This window comes from Streptomyces sp. NPDC031111 (genome assembly GCF_055570675.1).
In genome coordinates this window covers 157,590-175,223 of the sequence record NZ_JBVIGS010000004.1, presented here as the reverse complement: position 1 = coordinate 175,223, position 17,634 = coordinate 157,590, and the positions used below count along the sequence as shown (strand labels likewise).

The 17,634-nt window shown below is 71.2% G+C and carries 17 protein-coding genes; 1 reads left to right on the top strand and 16 read right to left on the bottom strand.

Annotated features, from left to right (window positions below; all coding sequences use genetic code 11):
- Positions 1–65: 65 nt before the first annotated feature.
- The 16 genes from ACZ470_RS11125 to ACZ470_RS11050 all read right to left on the bottom strand — a co-directional run bounded on the left by ACZ470_RS11125 (position 66) and on the right by ACZ470_RS11050 (position 15,133).
- On the bottom strand, positions 66–1,379 hold the full coding sequence (locus ACZ470_RS11125; protein ID WP_468426580.1) for a sugar phosphate nucleotidyltransferase: 1,314 nt from the start codon (positions 1,377–1,379) through the stop codon (positions 66–68).
- A gap of 142 nt (positions 1,380–1,521) precedes the next feature.
- Positions 1,522–2,283, bottom strand: coding sequence for a MinD/ParA family ATP-binding protein (locus tag ACZ470_RS11120; RefSeq protein ID WP_468426578.1), 762 nt, complete (start codon positions 2,281–2,283; stop codon positions 1,522–1,524).
- Positions 2,283–3,530, bottom strand: coding sequence for a PP2C family protein-serine/threonine phosphatase (locus ACZ470_RS11115; protein ID WP_468426576.1), 1,248 nt, complete (start codon positions 3,528–3,530; stop codon positions 2,283–2,285). Before ACZ470_RS11115 ends, ACZ470_RS11120 begins: the two co-directional genes overlap by 1 nt.
- 11 nt (positions 3,531–3,541) lie before the next feature.
- Positions 3,542–4,000, bottom strand: a complete 459-nt coding sequence (locus ACZ470_RS11110) for an ATP-binding protein (protein WP_468426574.1) — start codon at positions 3,998–4,000, stop codon at positions 3,542–3,544.
- Positions 3,993–4,304, bottom strand: a complete 312-nt coding sequence (locus ACZ470_RS11105; protein WP_468426572.1) for an STAS domain-containing protein — start codon at positions 4,302–4,304, stop codon at positions 3,993–3,995. Before ACZ470_RS11105 ends, ACZ470_RS11110 begins: the two co-directional genes overlap by 8 nt.
- Before the next feature lies 1 nt (position 4,305).
- Positions 4,306–6,438: a glycogen debranching protein GlgX gene (glgX, locus tag ACZ470_RS11100; protein ID WP_468426570.1), complete on the bottom strand. Its 2,133-nt coding sequence runs from the start codon at positions 6,436–6,438 to the stop codon at positions 4,306–4,308.
- Entirely contained in the window at positions 6,435–6,779 is a 345-nt protein-coding gene (locus ACZ470_RS11095) for an STAS domain-containing protein (protein WP_468426568.1), read from the bottom strand. Before ACZ470_RS11095 ends, glgX begins: the two co-directional genes overlap by 4 nt.
- Positions 6,776–8,611 carry an AGE family epimerase/isomerase gene (locus ACZ470_RS11090; protein ID WP_468426566.1) on the bottom strand — a complete coding sequence of 612 codons (1,836 nt, stop codon included), beginning with the start codon at positions 8,609–8,611 and terminating at the stop codon, positions 6,776–6,778. Before ACZ470_RS11090 ends, ACZ470_RS11095 begins: the two co-directional genes overlap by 4 nt.
- Positions 8,604–9,053: a VOC family protein gene (locus ACZ470_RS11085; RefSeq protein ID WP_468426564.1), complete on the bottom strand. Its 450-nt coding sequence runs from the start codon at positions 9,051–9,053 to the stop codon at positions 8,604–8,606. Before ACZ470_RS11085 ends, ACZ470_RS11090 begins: the two co-directional genes overlap by 8 nt.
- Positions 9,053–9,667, bottom strand: a complete 615-nt coding sequence (locus ACZ470_RS11080; protein WP_468426562.1) for a DJ-1/PfpI family protein — start codon at positions 9,665–9,667, stop codon at positions 9,053–9,055. Before ACZ470_RS11080 ends, ACZ470_RS11085 begins: the two co-directional genes overlap by 1 nt.
- Positions 9,660–11,270 carry a GMC family oxidoreductase gene (locus ACZ470_RS11075; protein ID WP_468426560.1) on the bottom strand — a complete coding sequence of 537 codons (1,611 nt, stop codon included), beginning with the start codon at positions 11,268–11,270 and terminating at the stop codon, positions 9,660–9,662. The genes ACZ470_RS11080 and ACZ470_RS11075 overlap by 8 nt, the downstream gene beginning before the upstream one ends.
- An 11-nt stretch (positions 11,271–11,281) precedes the next feature.
- Positions 11,282–11,665, bottom strand: a complete 384-nt coding sequence (locus ACZ470_RS11070; protein ID WP_468426558.1) for a nuclear transport factor 2 family protein — start codon at positions 11,663–11,665, stop codon at positions 11,282–11,284.
- Positions 11,666–11,706: 41 nt separating this feature from the next.
- Positions 11,707–12,162 (bottom strand): nuclear transport factor 2 family protein, encoded by a 456-nt coding sequence (locus ACZ470_RS11065; protein WP_468426556.1) that lies wholly within the window; start codon positions 12,160–12,162, stop codon positions 11,707–11,709.
- Between the two features lie 19 nt (positions 12,163–12,181).
- On the bottom strand, positions 12,182–12,610 hold the full coding sequence (locus tag ACZ470_RS11060) for a nuclear transport factor 2 family protein (protein ID WP_468426554.1): 429 nt from the start codon (positions 12,608–12,610) through the stop codon (positions 12,182–12,184).
- 37 nt (positions 12,611–12,647) lie between these two features.
- Positions 12,648–14,294 carry a thiamine pyrophosphate-binding protein gene (locus ACZ470_RS11055; RefSeq protein ID WP_468426552.1) on the bottom strand — a complete coding sequence of 549 codons (1,647 nt, stop codon included), beginning with the start codon at positions 14,292–14,294 and terminating at the stop codon, positions 12,648–12,650.
- A gap of 14 nt (positions 14,295–14,308) precedes the next feature.
- Positions 14,309–15,133 (bottom strand): type 1 glutamine amidotransferase domain-containing protein, encoded by an 825-nt coding sequence (locus ACZ470_RS11050; protein WP_468426550.1) that lies wholly within the window; start codon positions 15,131–15,133, stop codon positions 14,309–14,311.
- Positions 15,134–15,704: 571 nt separating this feature from the next.
- Here ACZ470_RS11050 and ACZ470_RS11045 point away from each other — a divergent pair.
- Positions 15,705–17,525 carry an FAD-dependent oxidoreductase gene (locus tag ACZ470_RS11045; protein ID WP_468426548.1) on the top strand — a complete coding sequence of 607 codons (1,821 nt, stop codon included), beginning with the start codon at positions 15,705–15,707 and terminating at the stop codon, positions 17,523–17,525.
- Positions 17,526–17,634: the final 109 nt, after the last annotated feature.

Below are 17,634 nucleotides of genomic sequence, written 5' to 3'. Positions count from 1 at the left end.
ACGCCCTGCGGCCGTGCCGATATTCCGGCCCTTCCACAGCCGTACAAGGGTGAATTCCGGACTCCTCACAGGCACCGCAGCACATCGCGGACGCCGGACAGACTCGTGCCGCTCGGAATGCCCCCGCCGATCTCCAGCCGGGGAAAGGCGCTCACCCCGCGCAGCCGTGTTCCCGGCCGCACCCGGACCTCGTCGCCGAGGGCGCAGTAGTCGTCCAGGACCACGGGCTCGCTCAGGGTGGAGCGGACGTCGGCCATGCAGCCGAGGAAGACGTCGGTGAGCCGGGCGCCGGGGCCGATGACGCTGTGGTCGCCGCACGCCACCCCGCGCAGGGTGCTGTCCGCGCCGATGTCCACCCCGTCGCCGATGTCGGACTCGGCCAGCGCCACACCGGGCGCGATCTCCACGTCCCGCCCGATGCGCACCCCGGGGCCGATCCGGACGCTGCCGTCCTCGATCTTCTCCGCCAGGGTGCGTCCGCTGACCCGGTCCTTCATCTCCAGGCTGGAGGGATGGACCCGGTGCCCGCCGGGGCCCGCCGGTTCGCCGAGCCCCTCGCTGAGCCGGGGATAGCGGCCGAGGAGCAGGTCCCGGAGGGTGTCCAGATAGTCCCGCGGGCTGCCCAGGTCGCCGAACCGGGCGATCGGGCGGGCCAGCACCCGGTGCCCCCGCCGCACCAGGTACGGCAGCAGATCGCCGCCCCAGTCGAGCCGGCACCGGGTCAGCGCGGCGAGTTCCGGGTCGCGGGCGGCCATGCGCAGCCGTTCGCAGTCGATCAGGTACATCCCGGCGTTGGTGTGCACCGGATCGTCGCCGCCCCCGCGGGTCAGCGCCCGCACGGCGGCGAGGTCCGGCTTCTCCAGGAAGCCGTCGACCAGCCCGTCCCGCCCGAGCCGCAGCACCCCGTACTTGCCGGCCGCCGTGGCCGCCGGGCGCCGTACGGTGGCCACGGTGACGTCGGCGCGGGCCGCGCGGTGGGCCCGGACCATGTCGCCGAGGTCGAAGTCGAACAGGGAGTCCGTGGGGAAGACCAGGGCGAGCCCGGTCAGGTCCCAGTACTCCAGGCAGCGCAGGGTGGCCTCCCCGCTGCCCGTGTTGTCGCGGTCGAAGCGGGTCCGGGAGTACCGGACGGTGACGCCGAGCCGGTCGCCGTGGCCCAGGATCGCCTGGGTCTGGGCCCGGTTCTCCCCGCCGTTGGCGACGACGTAGTACCGCCCCACGCCCTGGTCCCGGAGCGCGCCGACCGCCCACTCGATCAACGGCCGCCCGGCCACCCGCATGGCCGCCTTGCTGCGCAGGTGGTCGGCGGAGTTGAGGGTGATCGGGCGGGCCCGCACCCCCCGGCCGCCCGCCAGGGCCATTGCCGGTACGCTTTCCATCCGCACCCCCGTTTTCCGCGCGTTGTGTCGCGCTCGGTGAGCCTTCCCGCAATTTCTCGCGCCTTTTGCGGTTCTCCCGCCGCTTTCGCTTTCGGTATTCCTTTCCTCCGGAAATTCAGGAACTTCGGGAACTTCCTGAACTTCAGGAATCCGCTTCCGTCGCCCTTTTCCTCCGGTCCGCCGGAGCTAGTACGCCGATGATCCTGCGGAGTTCCGCGATCACCGGATGGCCGGGGCGGGCGTCGGCGAATATGCGGTCCCCGCCGAGCGCCGCGAGTTCCGCGACGTAAGGGAGGATTCCGGCCGTCTCGGCGCCGTAGGCGTGCTCGGCCCGCGCCCGGACGGCGGCCGCCTCGACGCCCTCGGGCGCCATGCTGATCACCAGGGCCCGCCGGCAGGCGAGCCGCCCGGCGAGCGGGGCGAGCTCGTCGGCGCCCGCCAGGTCGATGCGGTCCGCCCGCAGGGCGATCACCAGCAGATCGGCGCTGGCCATGGCGGTGACCGTCTCGTTGTTGAGGCCCGCGTGCGTGTCCAGCAGCAGGACGTCCAGGTCGTAGGAGGCCACGAGCCGGCCGAACGCCTCCGGCAGCAGGCCCACGTCGTATCCGGCCGACATGATCTCCGCGAGCGATCCGGGCTCCGTACGGGCCGGCACCACGTACAGCCCCTCGGGGCCCACCTGGTGGACCGCGTCCTCGATCTCGCAGCGGCCCAGCAGATAGTCGGTGAGCGAGCAGTCGCCCGGACCCAGTCCGAACAGGACGTCCAGGGTCGGCGACTGGATGTCCGTGTCGACCAGGGCCACGCGCCGCCCCTCACCGGCGATCAGATACGCCATGTTGGCGAGCAGCGTCGACTTCCCGGTGCCGCCCCGGTGCGAGTGCATCACCACGGTGCGCGCCATCACGCCACCGCCAGGGCGGCCGGTGGCGGTCCGCCGGCGCGCGGCCGGTGCAGGGCGAGCATGGTGACGTCGTCGTGCTGCTCCCCGTCCGCGGTGTGCGCGCGGACCGCCGAGTCGAGCCGTTCCACCAGGTCCCGGCCGCGCGGCGCGGGCCCGGCGAGCAGCCGCAGCATCCGCTCCTCGCCGAGGAACCGCCCGTTGGGGCAGCGGGCCTCGGGCACACCGTCGGTGTAGACGAACAGCGTGTCCCCCGGGTCGAGTTGCGCGTACCCCAGGGTGAAGGAGGAGTCCGGCAGCACCCCCACGGCGGGGCCGGTGGCCTCCAGCGGGGTCGGGTCCCCGCCGTCCGCGTCCAGCAGCAGCGGCGGGTTGTGACCGCCGTTGATGTAGACGAGGCTGCCGGTGACCGGGTCCAGGACGCCGAAGAACAGGGTGGCGAAGTAGCCCTGGCGCAGATGGTTGCGGGTGAGGTAGCCGTTGGTGGCGCTGACCGCCGTCAGCAGCGACGTGGCGCCCACGACGGGCACCCCGGCGCGGTTCGCGGCCGGGGAGGTGGCCACCAGGTGCTGGAGGCCGCTGTTCTCCGCGGTGTGCCGCAGCAGGCTGCGGATCAGCGCCATGAAGAGCGCGGAGCCGACGCCCTTGTCGCAGACGTCGGCCACCACGATCGCCAGCCTCCTGCGGTGCACCAGCTCGAACACGTCGTAGAAGTCCCCGGCGACCTGCCGGGCCGGCCGGAACCGGACGTCGATCTCCCAGCCCCGGGGCACCGGCAGGTCCTCGGGCAGGAAACCGGCCTGGATCTCCCGGCCGATCTCCAGCTCCCGCTCGTAGCGGATCAGTTCCGTGCGCGCCTCGGCCGCGCCGGCCGCGCGGTCCCGCCCGGACCGGTCCGCGGACCCGGTCAGCCGGGCGCCGACCAGGGCGGGCAGGAACGGCGGGACCAGATAGTCGTGCCCGGCCCGCACATGCGGCTCGAGCTCCTCGAAGCCGTCCACCGCGTACACCACGACGACGGGGTCCGCCCCGCGCCGGCGCAGCCGCCGGACCACGTCCCGCACCGCGCCGGGTGCGCACCGGGCCGGGGCCAGGAGCACGTCCGCCGCGGGCAGCGCGGCGGACGGTTCGTTCCCGAGCCGGACGAGGGACCGCAGGGTGACCGAGGGCGCCACCTGTTCCAGGGCGTCGAGCAGGGCCCCGGGAACGGGCGGGTCCTCGTCCACGACGAGCACCGTGGTGGTGGGCATGAAGCGTCTCCTCAAGGCCGTACCGGCCGGGTGCGCATCGTCAGCGTGCTGACGTTGCGGCCGCCCTGCCGGTCGTAGGCGAACTCGTCCACGCTGGTCAGGGCCAGGTGGATGCCGAGTCCGCCGACGCGCCGCCGCTCCAGCGGTACGTCCGTGGTCGGTGCGCGGCAGCCGTCGCGCGGATCGAAGGGCGGCGCGGTGTCCTCGATGCGCACCCACAGCCGGTCGGCGTCGAAGCCGCCGGTCACCAGGATCTCGCCGGCCGGGACGCCCGCCTCGCCGTATCCGTGCGTCACGACATTGGTGGCGAGTTCGTCCACGGCGAGCCGCAGCCGGTAGGCGGCGGACTCGTCGAGGCGGGCCCGCCCCGCCAGGGCCAGGACGAACCCGGCGATGTCGCTCAGCGCGGCGAGCGTGGCGGGCACCCGTAACCCGGATGCCCGCTGCGCCAATCGGATCCCCTCACTCATCGGCCAGCGTGATCGTGCGGTCCAGGCCGGCGGTCCGGATCGTCCGGGCGACCGGCTCGCTGGCGCCGACCACCCGGATGCTGACGTCGTCGGACACCTTCTGCTGGGCGAAGACCAGCGAGCGCAGTCCGGCGCTGGCCATGTAGCCGAGGCGGTGCATGCGGATCTCGACGACGGTGGTGCCGTGCGCCGCGGCCTTCTCGATCGTCTGGTGGAAGTCGGGCGCCGTACGGGCGTCCAGTTCACCGCTCAGCTCGATCACGGCGACGTCTCCGTCGACGGACAGGGATACGGACAACGGCATGTCAGGCTCCTTCGGTCGAGGGCGTCCGGCCGACGAGGACCACGACGCTGCGCGGCCCGATCAGATAGCTGCCGGGGTTGTCCAGGACGGGTTCCGCACCCGGCTCGTGCAGATCGTGGGGCGCCTCGGCCCCCGTGTCGGCGAACAGGTGCCAGGCGCGTCCGCCGGGCAGATGGGGCAGCTCGAGGTCGTGCGCCTCCCAGTGCGCGTTCATGGCGATGTAGACGACGTCCTCGTCGCCGGACCCGCCGCGCATCACCGCGAGCAGCCGGCTGCCGGGCGACCAGTCGGGCTCCCAGGCCGTGACCCCGTGCCAGCTGATGTCGGGCAGCCCGGTCTCCGGCACCGGCAGTCCGGTGGTGTGCCGGTGGGTGCGCAGCTGCCCGTGGGCGTGGCGGAAGGCGATCATCGCCTTGGTGAAGCGCAGGAGTTCGGCGTTGGTCTCGGCCTGTTCCCAGTCCACCCAGGACAGTTCGTTGTCCTGGCAGTAGGTGTTGTTGTTGCCCTGCTGGGTGCGGCCGAACTCGTCGCCGGCGAGGATCATCGGAACGCCCTGGCTGGTGAGCAGGATCGCCATGGCGTTCTTCATCTGCCGCATCCGCAGCGCGTTGATCTCCGGGTCGTCGGTGGGGCCCTCGGCGCCGTGGTTCCAGCTGTTGTTGTCGTTGGCGCCGTCCCGGTTGCCCTCGCCGTTGGCCTCGTTGTGCTTGTCGTTGTAGGAGACCAGGTCGGCGAGGGTGAAGCCGTCGTGCGCGGTGAGGAAGTTCACCGACGCCCCGGTGCCGCGGCCGGAGTACATGTCGGGGGAGCCGGCGACGCGGGTCGCCAGGTCGCCCACCACGCCCTCGTCGCCCTTGATGAAGCGGCGCACGGTGTCCCGGTAGCGGCCGTTCCACTCCGCCCAGCGCCCGTACGCCGGGAAGTTGCCGACCTCGTACAGGCCGGCCGCGTCCCATGCCTCGGCGATCAGCTTGGTGTGGCGCAGCACCGGGTCGTGGGCGAGCAGTTCCAGCAGCGGCGGGTTGGGCAGCGGGGTGCCGTCCAGCGCGCGGCCGAGGATGGCGGCGAGGTCGAAGCGGAAGCCGTCGACGTGGTAGTCGGCGACCCAGTGCCGCAGGCAGTCCAGGACGAACTGCCGGACGACGGGGTGGTTGCAGTTGACGGTGTTGCCGGTGCCGCTGAAGTTGAAGTAGTAGCCCTCGGGCGTGAGCATGTAGTACGTGGCGTTGTCGAGGCCCTTGAAGGAGATCGTGGGGCCGTGCTCGTTGCCCTCGGCGGTGTGGTTGAAGACGACGTCGAGGATGACCTCGATGCCCGCCGCGTGCAGGTCCTTGACCAGCGTGCGGAACTCGTCGCCCTGCATGCCGTAGCGGCCCGTCGCCGCGAAGCCGGCCTTCGGGGCGAAGAAGGAGACGGTGTTGTAGCCCCAGTAGTCGTGCAGCCGCTTCCCGGTCTCGGGGTCGGTGCGCGGGTTGTCCGTCTCGTCGAACTCGAACACGGGCAGCAGCTCGATGCAGTTGACGCCCAGTTCCTTCAGGTACGGGACCTTCTCCCGCAGTCCCGCGAAGGTGCCCGGCGCCGCCACCCCGGACGAGGGGTGCCGGGTCATGCCGCGCACATGGGCCTCGTAGATCACCAGGTCCTCGGAGGGGATGCCGAGCGGGACGTCGTCGCCCCAGTCGAAGTCCTGGAGGCAGACCCGTGACCGGTAGGGGTAGACGTTGTCCCAGTCCGGCTCCACGCCCCACACGTCCCGGCCGGAGACCAGCCGGGCGTAGGGGTCGCTGAGGATCCGCTCCGGGTCGAAGCGATGGCCCTCGACCGGGTCGAAGGGTCCGTCGGCCCGGAAGCCGTACTCGATGTCCTCGTGGTCCAGGCCGAAGACGGTCATCGCGAACACGCTGCCGGTGCGGAACTCCGGGGGGAACTCCAGTTCGGCCATCGGCTGGGGTTCACCGCGCTTGAACAGCACCAGGGTCATGCTGGTCGCCCGGTCCGAGTAGACCGCGAAGCTGACCCCGCCCGGCACGACGTACGCGCCGAACGGGTAGGGCTTGGCGGCGCGGACCCCGTACCCGGCGATGCGGTGCGTGGGGTAGGCGTCGATGCGCTGAAGCTCCAGGTACTCCGTCATGTCGCGACCTGCCCCGCCTGCGCCTCGCGGCCGCCCTCGCCGGCGACGAAGTAGTCCAGGAACCCGGTCGCCGACATCACGAACCGGACCTCCTCGCCCACCCCGGTCAGCGTCACCCGGGCCCCGGAGTGCTGGGCCTCCCGGTAGACGACGAGCAGGGTGCGCAGTCCGGCGCTGGAGACGTACGAGACGTTCTTGAGGTCGATGCGGAGCGTCTCCCCCGAGCGCACCAGCGGGCGCAGCGACTCCAGCAGCGTGCCGGAGGTCTCGCTGTTGATCTCACCGGTCAGGGTGACGACCGTGCCCGACTTGGTGCGGCGCTGCTTGAGAGCGAGAGTCATGGTGTGTCCTTCCCCGTGGACACCGGACGCAGCCGCACCTTGACCCGGACCCGCTCCTGCGCGTCGGGAAGCGTCACGGTGAGGGCGTCGGCGTCGTAGTTGTCGTACTCCTGGCCGTCGATCTCGACGGACGCGATGGTGATGGACCCGGCGGGCAGCAGGTCGGGCGAGACCCGCAGCACACGGCCGGGCAGGTCGGAGGGGTCGGGCTTGAAGTGGAAGTCCATCTCCCGCCCGTTGATCAGCAGGTTGTTGTACACCGCGGCCAGGTAGCACAGCTCGGCCGAGTGGTACATCGACATCGAGTGGCTGCCCTTGAGCCGCTCGGTGCCCAGCAGGTACGGGGTGCCGGAGGCCAGCACGTTGAAGTAGACCGCTCCCTCGTCGTGGTCGAGGAAGAAGGTGTTGTAGAACGCCTCCGCCAGCCGCGCCTCGCGCAGGAAGTCCTCGCCGCCGGCCGTGCCGTGCAGGATCAGATAGGCCAGGATGGACTGCTCCTGCTGCCACCAGGCCTTGCGGTCGTGCCAGGCGAAACGGTACTGCTCCTCGCCGTCGCCCTTGATCCGCTCGACCACGTCGTACCAGCCGCCGCGCTGCCGGTCGCTGCCCACCTCGGGCATCAGCTGACCGATCTGCCGGGCGAGTTCCTGGTACGCCGGCTTGGCCTTCAGCGAGTTCATCCGCATCAGGTTCCAGGCGATCTTGAGGTTGTGGCCGACCACGGCGCGGTTCTGCTGCCAGCTGTGCGCGGTGTCGTGCGACCAGTCCCGGTGGAAGCGCTCCTGGACGAAGGGGCTCTGCTTGTAGTCCGGGAAGCGGTCCGCGATGGTGTCGAAGGTGTACTCGAGGAAGTCGGCGTAGCGCTGCTCGCCCGTCGCCAGGTACAGGTTGATCAGATACGCGGGCGCGTGGTCGCCGACCGAGTTCCAGTTCTTGCGGCTGCGGTTCTCGCCCAGCGACTCGTGGTCGGGGGCGAACAGGATCGGGTCGATGTGCGAGAAGTAGCCGCCCTGCTCCCGGTCCAGGAAGAACTTGTCGAAGAGCCGGATGGTGGCGTCCGCGTCCTGCTTGATGCGGGCGTCGCCGGTGACGCGGTAGGTCTGCACCGGGCCGGCCAGCGCGTAGATCTGCTCGTACATCGGGATGGCGTCGTAGTCGTCGCCGAACTCCGAGGTGAACAGCTTGCGTTCGGAGTCACCGTCGACCTTGATGCCGTGGTACCAGTAGACGACGTCCTCCTCGGCGTCGACCACCCGCATGTGCTTGCGCAGGTACTCGGTGCCGCGCTCGGCGACCTCCAGGTACTCGTCCTTGCCGGTCAGCAGGTACGCCGACGCCATGCCGTAGACCAGCCGGGAGATGGTGTCGGTCTCCTGGATGTGGCTCGCGGTCTTGTCGCCGCCGAGCCGGATCTCGGTGCGGTACTCGGCGAAGTCGACCGGCCCCTCGCCGAACTGCGCCCGGCGGTAGAAGGCGGCGAGGGACTCGATCTGCTTGATCCACCAGCTGCCCTCCTCGAACCGGTAGTCCTCGGCGCCGCGGCCCAGGAACACCAGCCGCTTCGCCTCGAAGACCCCGCCGTTCTCCGGGTAGTGGATGCCGTAGACGAACAGGAACCGGCCGGGCGAGAGCATCTCGTCGATGTGGCCGGAGGCGTCGATGTACGGCTCGTCGAGGTTGCGCACCAGCTCCGCGCTGGGGTCGCCGTTCAGCGAGACCGCGAAGTCGCGGCCGTCGGCGGTGTGCAGGGTGAGCCGCCGGGCGCCGGAGTCGAAGTGGTCGACGTACCCGGCGATCGTGTCGGAGAAGGAGAAGGTCACGGCCTCAGCCATGTCGGGCACCGTCCTTAGAGGAGTCCGTTGCATCCGTTGCGTCCGTGTCGTCCTGGAATCCCTGGCTCACCTCGACGATCACGCCGTCCGGGTCGCGCACCCAGACCGTGCGCCAGCCGTGGATGAAGTCGTCGAAGTCCAGCGGGCCCAGGGTGATCTCGGCCCCGTCGCCCAGCTCGGACAGGAAGGCGTCGACGCTGTCGGTCTGGAAGGCCAGGTGCCGCATCGCGCCCGGCCGGCCGGGTCCGTCCCCCGTCGCCTCGGCGGCCGGGCCGGCCGCCGCGGGGAACAGCTCCAGATAGGCGTCCCCCCGGCGCAGGAAGACGATCTCCGAGTCCCCGAGGTCCACCACCCGGGCCCGGGTGAAGCCGAACCAGCGGGTGTAGAACTCCTCGGTGGTCTTCTGGTCCCGGCAGTTGAGCCCCACGTGCGACCAGCGCATCAGGCCCCACCGCCCCGGCCGGCGCGGGCCGCGAGCAGTTCGATGAGCCGCCGCGCGAACAGATGGTGGTGCCCCCCGGTGCGCCCGGTGACCAGGTCGCCGTCGACGACCACGTCCTCGTCGACGTACTCGGCGCCCATGTTGCGGACGTCGGCGACCAGGTTGTTGTGGCAGACCACCTTGCGGCCGCGGACCTTCTCGGGGATCGGGGCGGCCAGCCACATGCCGTGGCAGATGATGCCCTTGAGCACGGACGGCTCCTCGAAGGCCCGGCGCAGGAAGTCGGCCGCCGGGGCGAGCCGGTCCACGTCCTCGGTGTAGCGGAGCCGGTCGGAGACCATGCCGGAGGGCACGATCACGGCGGCATAGCCGCGCAGTTGGTCGTCGGTCAGCCCCTCGAAGCTCTTGTCGGCGGTGAACGGGGCCCGGTACTCGTGCCCCTGGAAGGTGATGGAGTCGTTGCCCCACAGCCGGGTGAGGAAGTCGGTCTCGGCGCCCTCCTCGGCAAACCGGCGCTGGTAGTAGGCGATCTCCGGCTCGAAGAAGTCGCTCTCGATCAGCACGGCGAGCCGCAGCCCGCTCAGCACGCCCTCGCGCAGCACCACGTCAGACACGGGACACCCCCCGCACCAGGTCGGCGGCCCGCTCGGCGATCATCACGATCGCGGTGTGGCAGTTGCCGGACGGCACCGCGGGCATCACGCTCGCGTCCACCACGCGCAGGTTGCGCACACCGTGCACGCGCAGCTCGGGGTCGACGACCGACAGGTCGTCCACGCCCATGCGGCAGGAGCCGGCCTGGTGGTGGTAGCTCTCCGCCTTCCGCTTCACGAAGGAGCGCAGCTCGTCGTCGGTCACCGCGCCGGGGCCCGGCTGGAGTTCCCGCTTGTACCAGGGCTTGAAGGCGGAGGTCCCGAAGATCTCCCGGGCCAGCTTCACGCCCTGCACCATCCGCTCCAGGTCCCAGCGGTCGCCCAGGTAGTTCGGATTGATCAGCGGCTTGGACAGCGGGTCGCGGTCGGCGAGCCGGATCCAGCCGCGCGAGGCGGGCCGTACGACGCCGGGCAGGATGCTCACCGTGTTGGGGTGGTCCTGGCCCACGATCACGTCGAACGGCACGTGCACGAAGGCGATCTGGAGGTCGGGCGCGGGCAGTCCGGGCCGGGAGGACAGGAACAGGGCGGACTCCGAGAGGTTCTGCTCGGGAGGCGGCAGTTCCTGGGAGACCTCGGCCATCAGGCCGGTCAGCACGTGGTTGTGGAAGTTCTCGCCCACGCCCGGCACCTCGGCCGTCACCGGGATGCCGAACTCCCGCAGCCGGCCGGGGTGTCCGATGCCGGACAGCAGCAGCAGCTTGGGCGACTCGATCGCCCCGGCGGCCACGATCACCTCGCGCCGGGCCCGTACGGTGTGCGTGCCGGGGGCGACGGTGTCGCTGGGCAGGGTGCGGCCGGGCACGTCGGCGGGCGGGGCGCTCTGCACGTACTCGGCGCCGATACAGGTGTCGCCGTCGAACAGCAGCCGGGTGGTCTGCGCGCTGGTGCGCAGGCTCAGGTTGGGCCGCTCCAGGGCCGGCTCGAGATAGGCGGCCAGGGTGCCCTGCCGCCTGCCGTCCGCCACGTCGATGTGGTGCCAGCCGGTGCCGAACAGGCCCCGCCGGGGGCCGTCGGTGTTGAAGTCGGCGATCTCCTGGTGACCGAGCTCCACACAGGCGTCGATGAAGACCCGCGAGACCGGGTTGGGCCGGTGCCCGCCGGCGTTGGTGACGCGCTGCGGGCCCTTGGTGCCGGTGGTCTGCGCGGTGACGTCCTCCTGCGCCTCCAGCAGCGCGAAGTACGGCAGCACGTCCTCGTACGCCCAGCCCGCGGCGCCCTGGTAGGCCCAGTTGTCGAAGTCCGAGGCATGGCCCCGGATGTGCATCATGATGTACAGGTTGCTGCTGCCGCCCGGGGCCTTGCCGCGGGGCTCGTACACGCTGCGCCCGTCGAGTCCGGGCTGCGGGACACCGGTGTAGCCCCAGTCGATGGGGCCGCCGAGCAGCTTGTACCAGGACGACGGGTCGTCCACCTCCGGCGGGATGCGGTCGCCGCCCGCCTCCAGCACCAGCACCGTGGTGTCGGGGTCCTCGGAGAGCCGGTTCGCCAGGACGCCGCCCGCCGCTCCGGCGCCGATCACGATGTAGTCGTACGACTCGGGTGCGCGCTCGCGCTCGGTCATGGCGTGCCCCCTCAGGCGGCCTGCGACAGGACGTGGAACGGGACCGTGTCGTGGAAGTTCGCCATGTACGCGATCTTTCCGTCGGTGATCCGGAAGAAGTTCATGACCTCGGCCTCGATGCCCTTGCCGGAGGCCCTGGCCACGGCGCTGATGTGGGAGACCACCGCGGCCCGCTCGCCGTCGGCGTCCACGACGACGTGCAGCGGCCGGTTGCTGAACTTCTCGTACATGTCCCCCATGCCGGTCATCATCGAGCGGAGTTTGGCCAGCCCCTCGATGTGTCCGGCGAGCTGTTCGTCCATGACCTGGTCGTCGGCGAACAGGTCGCACCAGCGCTGCCAGTCACCGGCGTTGGCGTAGTCGTAGTACTTGGTGATCACCTCATGGGCGTCCATGGAGTGCTCCCCCTCCTGTCGTCTCGCTACCGCTTGCGGGGTCAGTCGGTGGTGCGCAGGCCGCCGGGGCCGAACGGCGCCCAGAACTGGCTGAAGGCCGTGGCGTCGTCGCCGAACAGGCCGTCGTGGCCCTCGACCACGCGGCCGTCGCGCCAGCGCAGGAAGTGGAAGACCGGGTAGTCCATCCGCTCGTACGGGGACGTGCTGTCCTCTGGCGCCCCGGCGCGCAGCCCGGTGTTGCGGCACACGTCGGCCGAGCAGTCCTCGCCGACGAGGACCACCTCGCGCTCCATGCGGAACGTGCCGCCGGTGAGCTTGCCGGTGCGGGCCATCAGGTCCAGGAACGCGTCCAGCGACTCGTACCAGCCGGCCAGCGGGTGGTTGCCCGGGACCAGCCAGCGCAGGTCCTCGCTGTAGTGCTCCAGGATCCGGGCGCGGTCGCCGGAGCCGAGGGCCCGGTAGGCGGCCTCGACCTGTTCCCGTGTCACCATCGCCATCGTCGTCGCCTCCCCGGTCTCAGAGGCCCGCCGAACCCGGCATCGGGTCCAGGGCGTTGACGACGTACGTCTTGATCTGCGGGCCGTTCTCCCCGGCCACGACCGTCCACGTCTGGTCGGCGTCGAAGCCCAGCCACTCGCTCTTCGCGGCCGGCGCGTCCCAGATCTTCGCCTGCCAGTTGACGAGCACCCGGACGACCGCCCGGTCGCCCTCGATCACCGGCTCGACCTTGGTGACCGTGTGCACCTCGTCGAAGAAGCGGTGGGTCACGGCGTCGTACCAGCGGGCGAAGCCGTCGTGCCCGGTGAAGGTGTCCTCCGGGACCTTCAGTTCCATGTCCCCGGTGAGGAAGGGCAGCACCTCGGCGAGCGGGATGTGCTCGTCCAGCGCCGCGTACCAGTCTGCGGCGAACGTACGGATGGCGTCCTCGGTCAGCTGCTGCGGCATGCGCGCAGGCCTCCTTACGGATCAGGGGGTGGGTGGGTCAGATCTGGAGGTCGACCAGGAACGGGCCGGGGTGGCCGAGCATCCGCCGCACCGCGTCGGCGGCCTGTCCGGGCTTCTCCACGCGGACGCCGTCGGCCCCGAGGGAGCGGGCGAGACCGGCGAAGTCGATCTCCGGCCGGGCGAGGTCGAAGGAGCGCGGGAAGGGGTGCTCCGGGATGTCCCGCTCCCTCCAGTACTGCGCGATGTTGTCGTCGAGCAGCCGGTACTTGTGGTTGTTGCAGACCACGAACTTCGCGGCGATGCCGTACCGGGCGGCCGTCCACAGCGCCTGGAAGGTGTACATGGAGCCGCCGTCGCCGGTGAACCCGACGACCGTGCGGTCCGGGTGCGCCAGCTTGGCGCCGACCGCGCCGGGGATCCCCACGCCGAGGGAGCCGCCGCGGGTCAGGTGGTAGTCGCCGGGACGGTCCGGCGGGAGGTAGGAGGTCACCAGCGGGGAGCTGGTCAGGGCCTCGTCGAAGACGATCAGGTCGCCGCCGGTCTCGCCGGCCAGCGCGTGCAGGAAGGCCTCGGCGGGGGTGCCGTCGTGGGCGCCGGCGGTGAACGCGGACCGCCGGCGGTCGCGTTCGGCCGTCCGCTCGGCCAGCCGCGCGGCGGCGGCCGCGCGCCGGCTCTCGGGCAGCCGCCGGTCCAGGACGGCGGCGAGGGAGCGCAGGGCCTCCCGCGGGTCGGCGACGATGCCGAGGTCGACCGGGTGGTTCTTGGCGATCTCGTAGGCGTTGAGGTCGATGTGGACGACCTTGGCGCCGGCCGCGAAGGGGCTCGCCAGCTCGGGGAACACCTCCGGGAACGCGTAGGTGCCCACGATCAGGACCACGTCCGCGTCCTCGACCAGCTCCCTGCTGTGCCCGCCGAACATGTGGCCGGTCGCCCCGCGGTGCAGCGGGTGCGAGGCCGCCATGGTGACCTCGGAGAAGTCGACGTCCCACACGTCGGCGCCGAGCAGTTCGGCGACGGCGGTGAGTTCGGCCTGCGCCCCGGCGAGGCTGACGCCGTCCCCGGCCAGGATCAGCGGGCGGCGGGCGGCGGCGAGCAGCGCGGCCGCCTCGCCGACGGCCGCCTCGGCGGGCGGACCGTCGGTGCGCGGGACGACCGTGGGCAGGACGGGCTCGTGGTTGGGCGCGTCCAGGACGTCCATCGGCAGCGCCACGAAGACCGGGCCGCGCGGCGGCGTCAGCGCGATCTTCACCGCCCGGCGGACCGTGCGCAGCAACGAGGCGGGATCGGTGACGCGGGTGGCGTACTTGGTGACGGGGCGGGCCATCGCGACGAGGTCGGCCGCCATCTGGGCGTCCATGGCGTCGTACCGGACCCCGGCGTCACCGGCGACCGCGACGAGCGGGGTGTGCCCGCGCATCGACTGGTAGAGCATCCCGATGCCGTTGCCGAGCCCGACCCCGGAGTGCAGCTGGAGCAGCGCGGCGCCGCCCGTGGCCCGGGCGTATCCGTCGGCGATTCCCGCCGCCACCGTTTCCTGGAGGGCGAGAACATAGCGGAAGTCGTCGGCGTTGTCGGCCGCGTCGAGAAATCCCTGTTCCACCGTCCCGGGATTTCCGAACATGATGTCCAGGCCGTCCGCCTTGAACTGTTCGATGATTTTGGTCTTGCCCGGCTGAACCGACATGAATGTCCTCCGGATTACCAGCCGTATCGGGTGAGACCGTTTTCCAGGACCTCCACGATCTTCTGCCCCGTGAGATAGGAGTCCGGGGTCGAACGGCCCGTGACGAACGGGAAGTCGACGATGACCGAGAGCGGGTGGCCGAAATTGCCGTGGTAGGCGCCGTCGGGGCCGGTCGCGTCACGCAGGATGTACTCCAGCGGGTACGGCGGCGGGCCCATGTTGAAGTCGGTGCCGAGGAACCCGGTGCCGTCCTTGTAGTCGTACTCCTTGCAGTGACCGGTGACGTGCTTGCCCCAGATGATCGACCGCCGGTCGCCCCAGTCGCGGGCGAAGGCGAGGCAGGCCACGCCGTAGCACTCGGCCGCGACGACCTTGCCCGCCTCCTTGAAGGCCAGGATCAGGGCGTGCACCCGCTCGTTGTTGGCGAGGTCCGCGATGGGACCGCTGCCGCCGACGATCAGGATCGCGTCGTACTCCTCGATGTCCTCGGCGAGCCGGTCGAGGTCCCGGTGGTACTGCTCCAGCTCGCGCAGATAGGTGCCGCTGCTGGTGTACGGGCGTTCCGGGACCCAGGCCGAGATGTCGACGGCCTTGTCGAGCCGGCCGCCCTCGTCGAACTCCCGGCCCAGCCGGGCGTTCTCGGCGGTGGTGACACTGCGGCCGAGCGGCGGGTCGACGTAGTTCTCGTCGAGGCTCGGCGGAAGGGCGTGCGCCCGCTTTCCGGTGGGGGTCGCGAATACGACCTCATATCCCTGTGCGTCGAACGTGGACACGGGTCCGATGAGTTCCTCGGCCCAATATCCGTGTTCGGAGACGATGACCAGAATTTTCCGGCTCATGGATCCCCTCCCGGGCTGCCGTTGGTGGCTCGTCCCACCCTGGAGGAGCGCGGCCCGGCGTCCAAGCGAGGCGTCCCGACTTCGTGAGGTGTCGGCGTGAAGGCGGCCCGGACTTCAGGGAGTCGGGTGCGGACCTCAGGAAGTAGGGACCCGACCTCAGGTAGTAGCGACGGGAATTCATGACTTCACGGGCCCGCCGAATGGCGGCGGGGCAGCGTTGATGTTGTCGCACCCGTCCCACCCGCAAACGAATCGTCCTGTCCCCGATCGTCCTCCCCCCACCCATCCCCCGATCCGAAGGAACCGCGATGACCTCCAGGTGCACGCGTCCGGAAGCCGCCCGTCCCGTACCGGCCCGCGTCCTGGGCCGCGCGGGACGGCGGGCGCCGGTTCACGTCCGGGTCCGCCCGGGGATGTGCCTCGATTGCGGACACGTCGGCCGCTGCGACTCCTCCGAGAACCGCCTCATCACCCCGCACCCGCGGGCCTCAGTCCGTCCGACCGCCGCCTCGCACGAGCCCGGCGCGTCGTGGGCCCGGTGCTGAGTGGACCGATTCATGAGGGAGCTGGCATGAACAGGGGAAACAACGGCAGCGCCGGCCACCGCCCCGGTGTGACCATGACCGCCGACGGAACCGGAGCCGCCCGGTCCACCCGGACCCGGCACTCCGCGGCGAACCCCGCCGAACACGGCCGCGGCGCCCCCGAGCACAGCCGCGGCGCCCCGGACGAGGGCCGCAAACCGGTGATCCTCGCCGTCGACGACGACCCCCAGGTGCTGCGGGCCGTCCGCCGCGACCTGCGCGCCGCCTACGGCGACCGCTACCGCATCCTCGGCGCCTCCTCCGCCGCCGACGCCCTGAAGATCCTCGACTCGCTGGACGAGCGGGGCCACGACCCGGCGCTGTTCCTCGTCGACCAGCGGATGCCGGAGGTCACGGGGGTGGAGTTCCTGCTGGAGGCGGTCAGCCGCTTCCCGGACGCCCGCCGGGTGCTGCTCACGGCGTACGCGGAGACCGAGGCGGCGATCACCGCGATCAACCAGGTGCGTCTCGACTACTACCTGATGAAGCCCTGGGACCCGCCGCACGAGCGGCTCTTCCCGGTCCTGGACGACCTGCTGTCGGACTGGCTGGCCGCGTACCGCCCGGCCTACGACGGCATCCTGGTCGCCGGCCATCTGGTGTCGCCGGGCACCCACGCGGTGCGCGACTTCTTCACCCGCAACGGGCAGCCCTTCAAGTTCCTCAACATCGAGCGCGACCCGGAGGCCCTCGGACTGCTGGCCGAGCGGCCCGGTGCCGTGCTGCCGCTGGTGCGGTTCCCGGACGGCACCCTGCTGTCCGCGCCGACCGACGCCGAACTCGCCCGGCACCTGGGGCTGACCACCACCGCCTCCCGGCCGCACTACGAGTGCGTGATCGTGGGCGCCGGGCCGGCCGGGCTCGCCGCGGGCGTGTACTCCGCGTCCGAGGGGCTGAGCACCCTGCTGGTGGACTCCCGGTCGCCCGGCGGCCAGGCGGGCACCTCCTCGCTGATCGAGAACTACCTGGGCTTCCCGTCCGGGCTGTCCGGCGGCGACCTCACCCGGCGGGCGACCATCCAGGCCCAGCGGTTCGGCGCGGAACTCCTGCACCCCGTCGAGGTGGTCGGGCTGACCCGGGCCGACCCGGCGAAGATCCTCACCCTGCTCGACGGCACGGAGATCAGCGCCGAGTCCGTGCTGCTCTCCACCGGCGTCTCCTACAACCGGCTCCAGGCGCCGGGCGCCGAACGGTTCGAGGGCGCGGGGCTGTACTACGGCGCCGCCACGACCGAGAGCTCGGCGTGCATCTCGCAGCACGTGTTCATCGTCGGCGGCGCCAACTCGGCGGGCCAGGCGGCCGTGCACTTCGCCAAGTACGCCCAGCAGGTGACGATCCTGGTCCGCGCGGAGTCGCTGTCCGCGGCCATGTCGCAGTACCTGGTCGACGAGATCGGCACGACGCCCAACATCGAGGTGCGGGCACGGACGACGGTGAAGGAGCTGAGGGGCGGCGAGCATCTGGAACGGGCCGTGCTGCACGACGCCGGGACCGGTGAGGACACCGAGGTGCCCTGCCGCTTCATGTTCACGTTCATCGGCGCCCGGCCGCACACGGACTGGCTGGACGGCGTCGTCGAGCGCGACGACCACGGCTTCGTCCTCACCGGCTCCGACCTGGTCACCAACGGCGGTGAGCTGCCGACGGAATGGCCCCTGGAACGGGCGCCCTACCCCCTCGAGACCAGCGTGCCCGGCGTCTTCGCGGCGGGTGACGTGCGGGCGCACTCGGTGAAGCGGGTCGCGTCCGGGGTCGGGGAGGGCGCGATGGCGATCTCGCTGATCCACCGGTACCGGTCGATGGGCTGACCGGGGGGACACGGTGGCAGCCGTCCGCCGGGAGGTTTCGGACGGCTGCCGGGTCCGCCTGACAGGCCACGACAAACCGGGCAAGCTTGTTGCGCAGACCCGACGACAG

Excerpts from the sequence above, each read along its gene's own strand:
- ACZ470_RS11125 (WP_468426580.1), bottom strand. The coding sequence starts at position 1,379 with ATGGAAAGCGTACCGGCAATGGCCCTGGCGGGCGGCCGGGGGGTGCGG.
- ACZ470_RS11120 (WP_468426578.1), bottom strand. The coding sequence starts at position 2,283 with ATGGCGCGCACCGTGGTGATGCACTCGCACCGGGGCGGCACCGGGAAG.
- ACZ470_RS11115 (WP_468426576.1), bottom strand. The coding sequence starts at position 3,530 with ATGCCCACCACCACGGTGCTCGTCGTGGACGAGGACCCGCCCGTTCCC.
- ACZ470_RS11110 (WP_468426574.1), bottom strand. The coding sequence starts at position 4,000 with ATGAGTGAGGGGATCCGATTGGCGCAGCGGGCATCCGGGTTACGGGTG.
- ACZ470_RS11105 (WP_468426572.1), bottom strand. The coding sequence starts at position 4,304 with ATGCCGTTGTCCGTATCCCTGTCCGTCGACGGAGACGTCGCCGTGATC.
- glgX (WP_468426570.1), bottom strand. The coding sequence starts at position 6,438 with ATGACGGAGTACCTGGAGCTTCAGCGCATCGACGCCTACCCCACGCAC.
- ACZ470_RS11095 (WP_468426568.1), bottom strand. The coding sequence starts at position 6,779 with ATGACTCTCGCTCTCAAGCAGCGCCGCACCAAGTCGGGCACGGTCGTC.
- ACZ470_RS11090 (WP_468426566.1), bottom strand. The coding sequence starts at position 8,611 with ATGGCTGAGGCCGTGACCTTCTCCTTCTCCGACACGATCGCCGGGTAC.
- ACZ470_RS11085 (WP_468426564.1), bottom strand. The coding sequence starts at position 9,053 with ATGCGCTGGTCGCACGTGGGGCTCAACTGCCGGGACCAGAAGACCACC.
- ACZ470_RS11075 (WP_468426560.1), bottom strand. The coding sequence starts at position 11,270 with ATGACCGAGCGCGAGCGCGCACCCGAGTCGTACGACTACATCGTGATC.
- ACZ470_RS11070 (WP_468426558.1), bottom strand. The coding sequence starts at position 11,665 with ATGGACGCCCATGAGGTGATCACCAAGTACTACGACTACGCCAACGCC.
- ACZ470_RS11065 (WP_468426556.1), bottom strand. The coding sequence starts at position 12,162 with ATGGCGATGGTGACACGGGAACAGGTCGAGGCCGCCTACCGGGCCCTC.
- ACZ470_RS11060 (WP_468426554.1), bottom strand. The coding sequence starts at position 12,610 with ATGCCGCAGCAGCTGACCGAGGACGCCATCCGTACGTTCGCCGCAGAC.
- ACZ470_RS11055 (WP_468426552.1), bottom strand. The coding sequence starts at position 14,294 with ATGTCGGTTCAGCCGGGCAAGACCAAAATCATCGAACAGTTCAAGGCG.
- ACZ470_RS11050 (WP_468426550.1), bottom strand. The coding sequence starts at position 15,133 with ATGAGCCGGAAAATTCTGGTCATCGTCTCCGAACACGGATATTGGGCC.
- ACZ470_RS11045 (WP_468426548.1), top strand. The coding sequence starts at position 15,705 with ATGAACAGGGGAAACAACGGCAGCGCCGGCCACCGCCCCGGTGTGACC.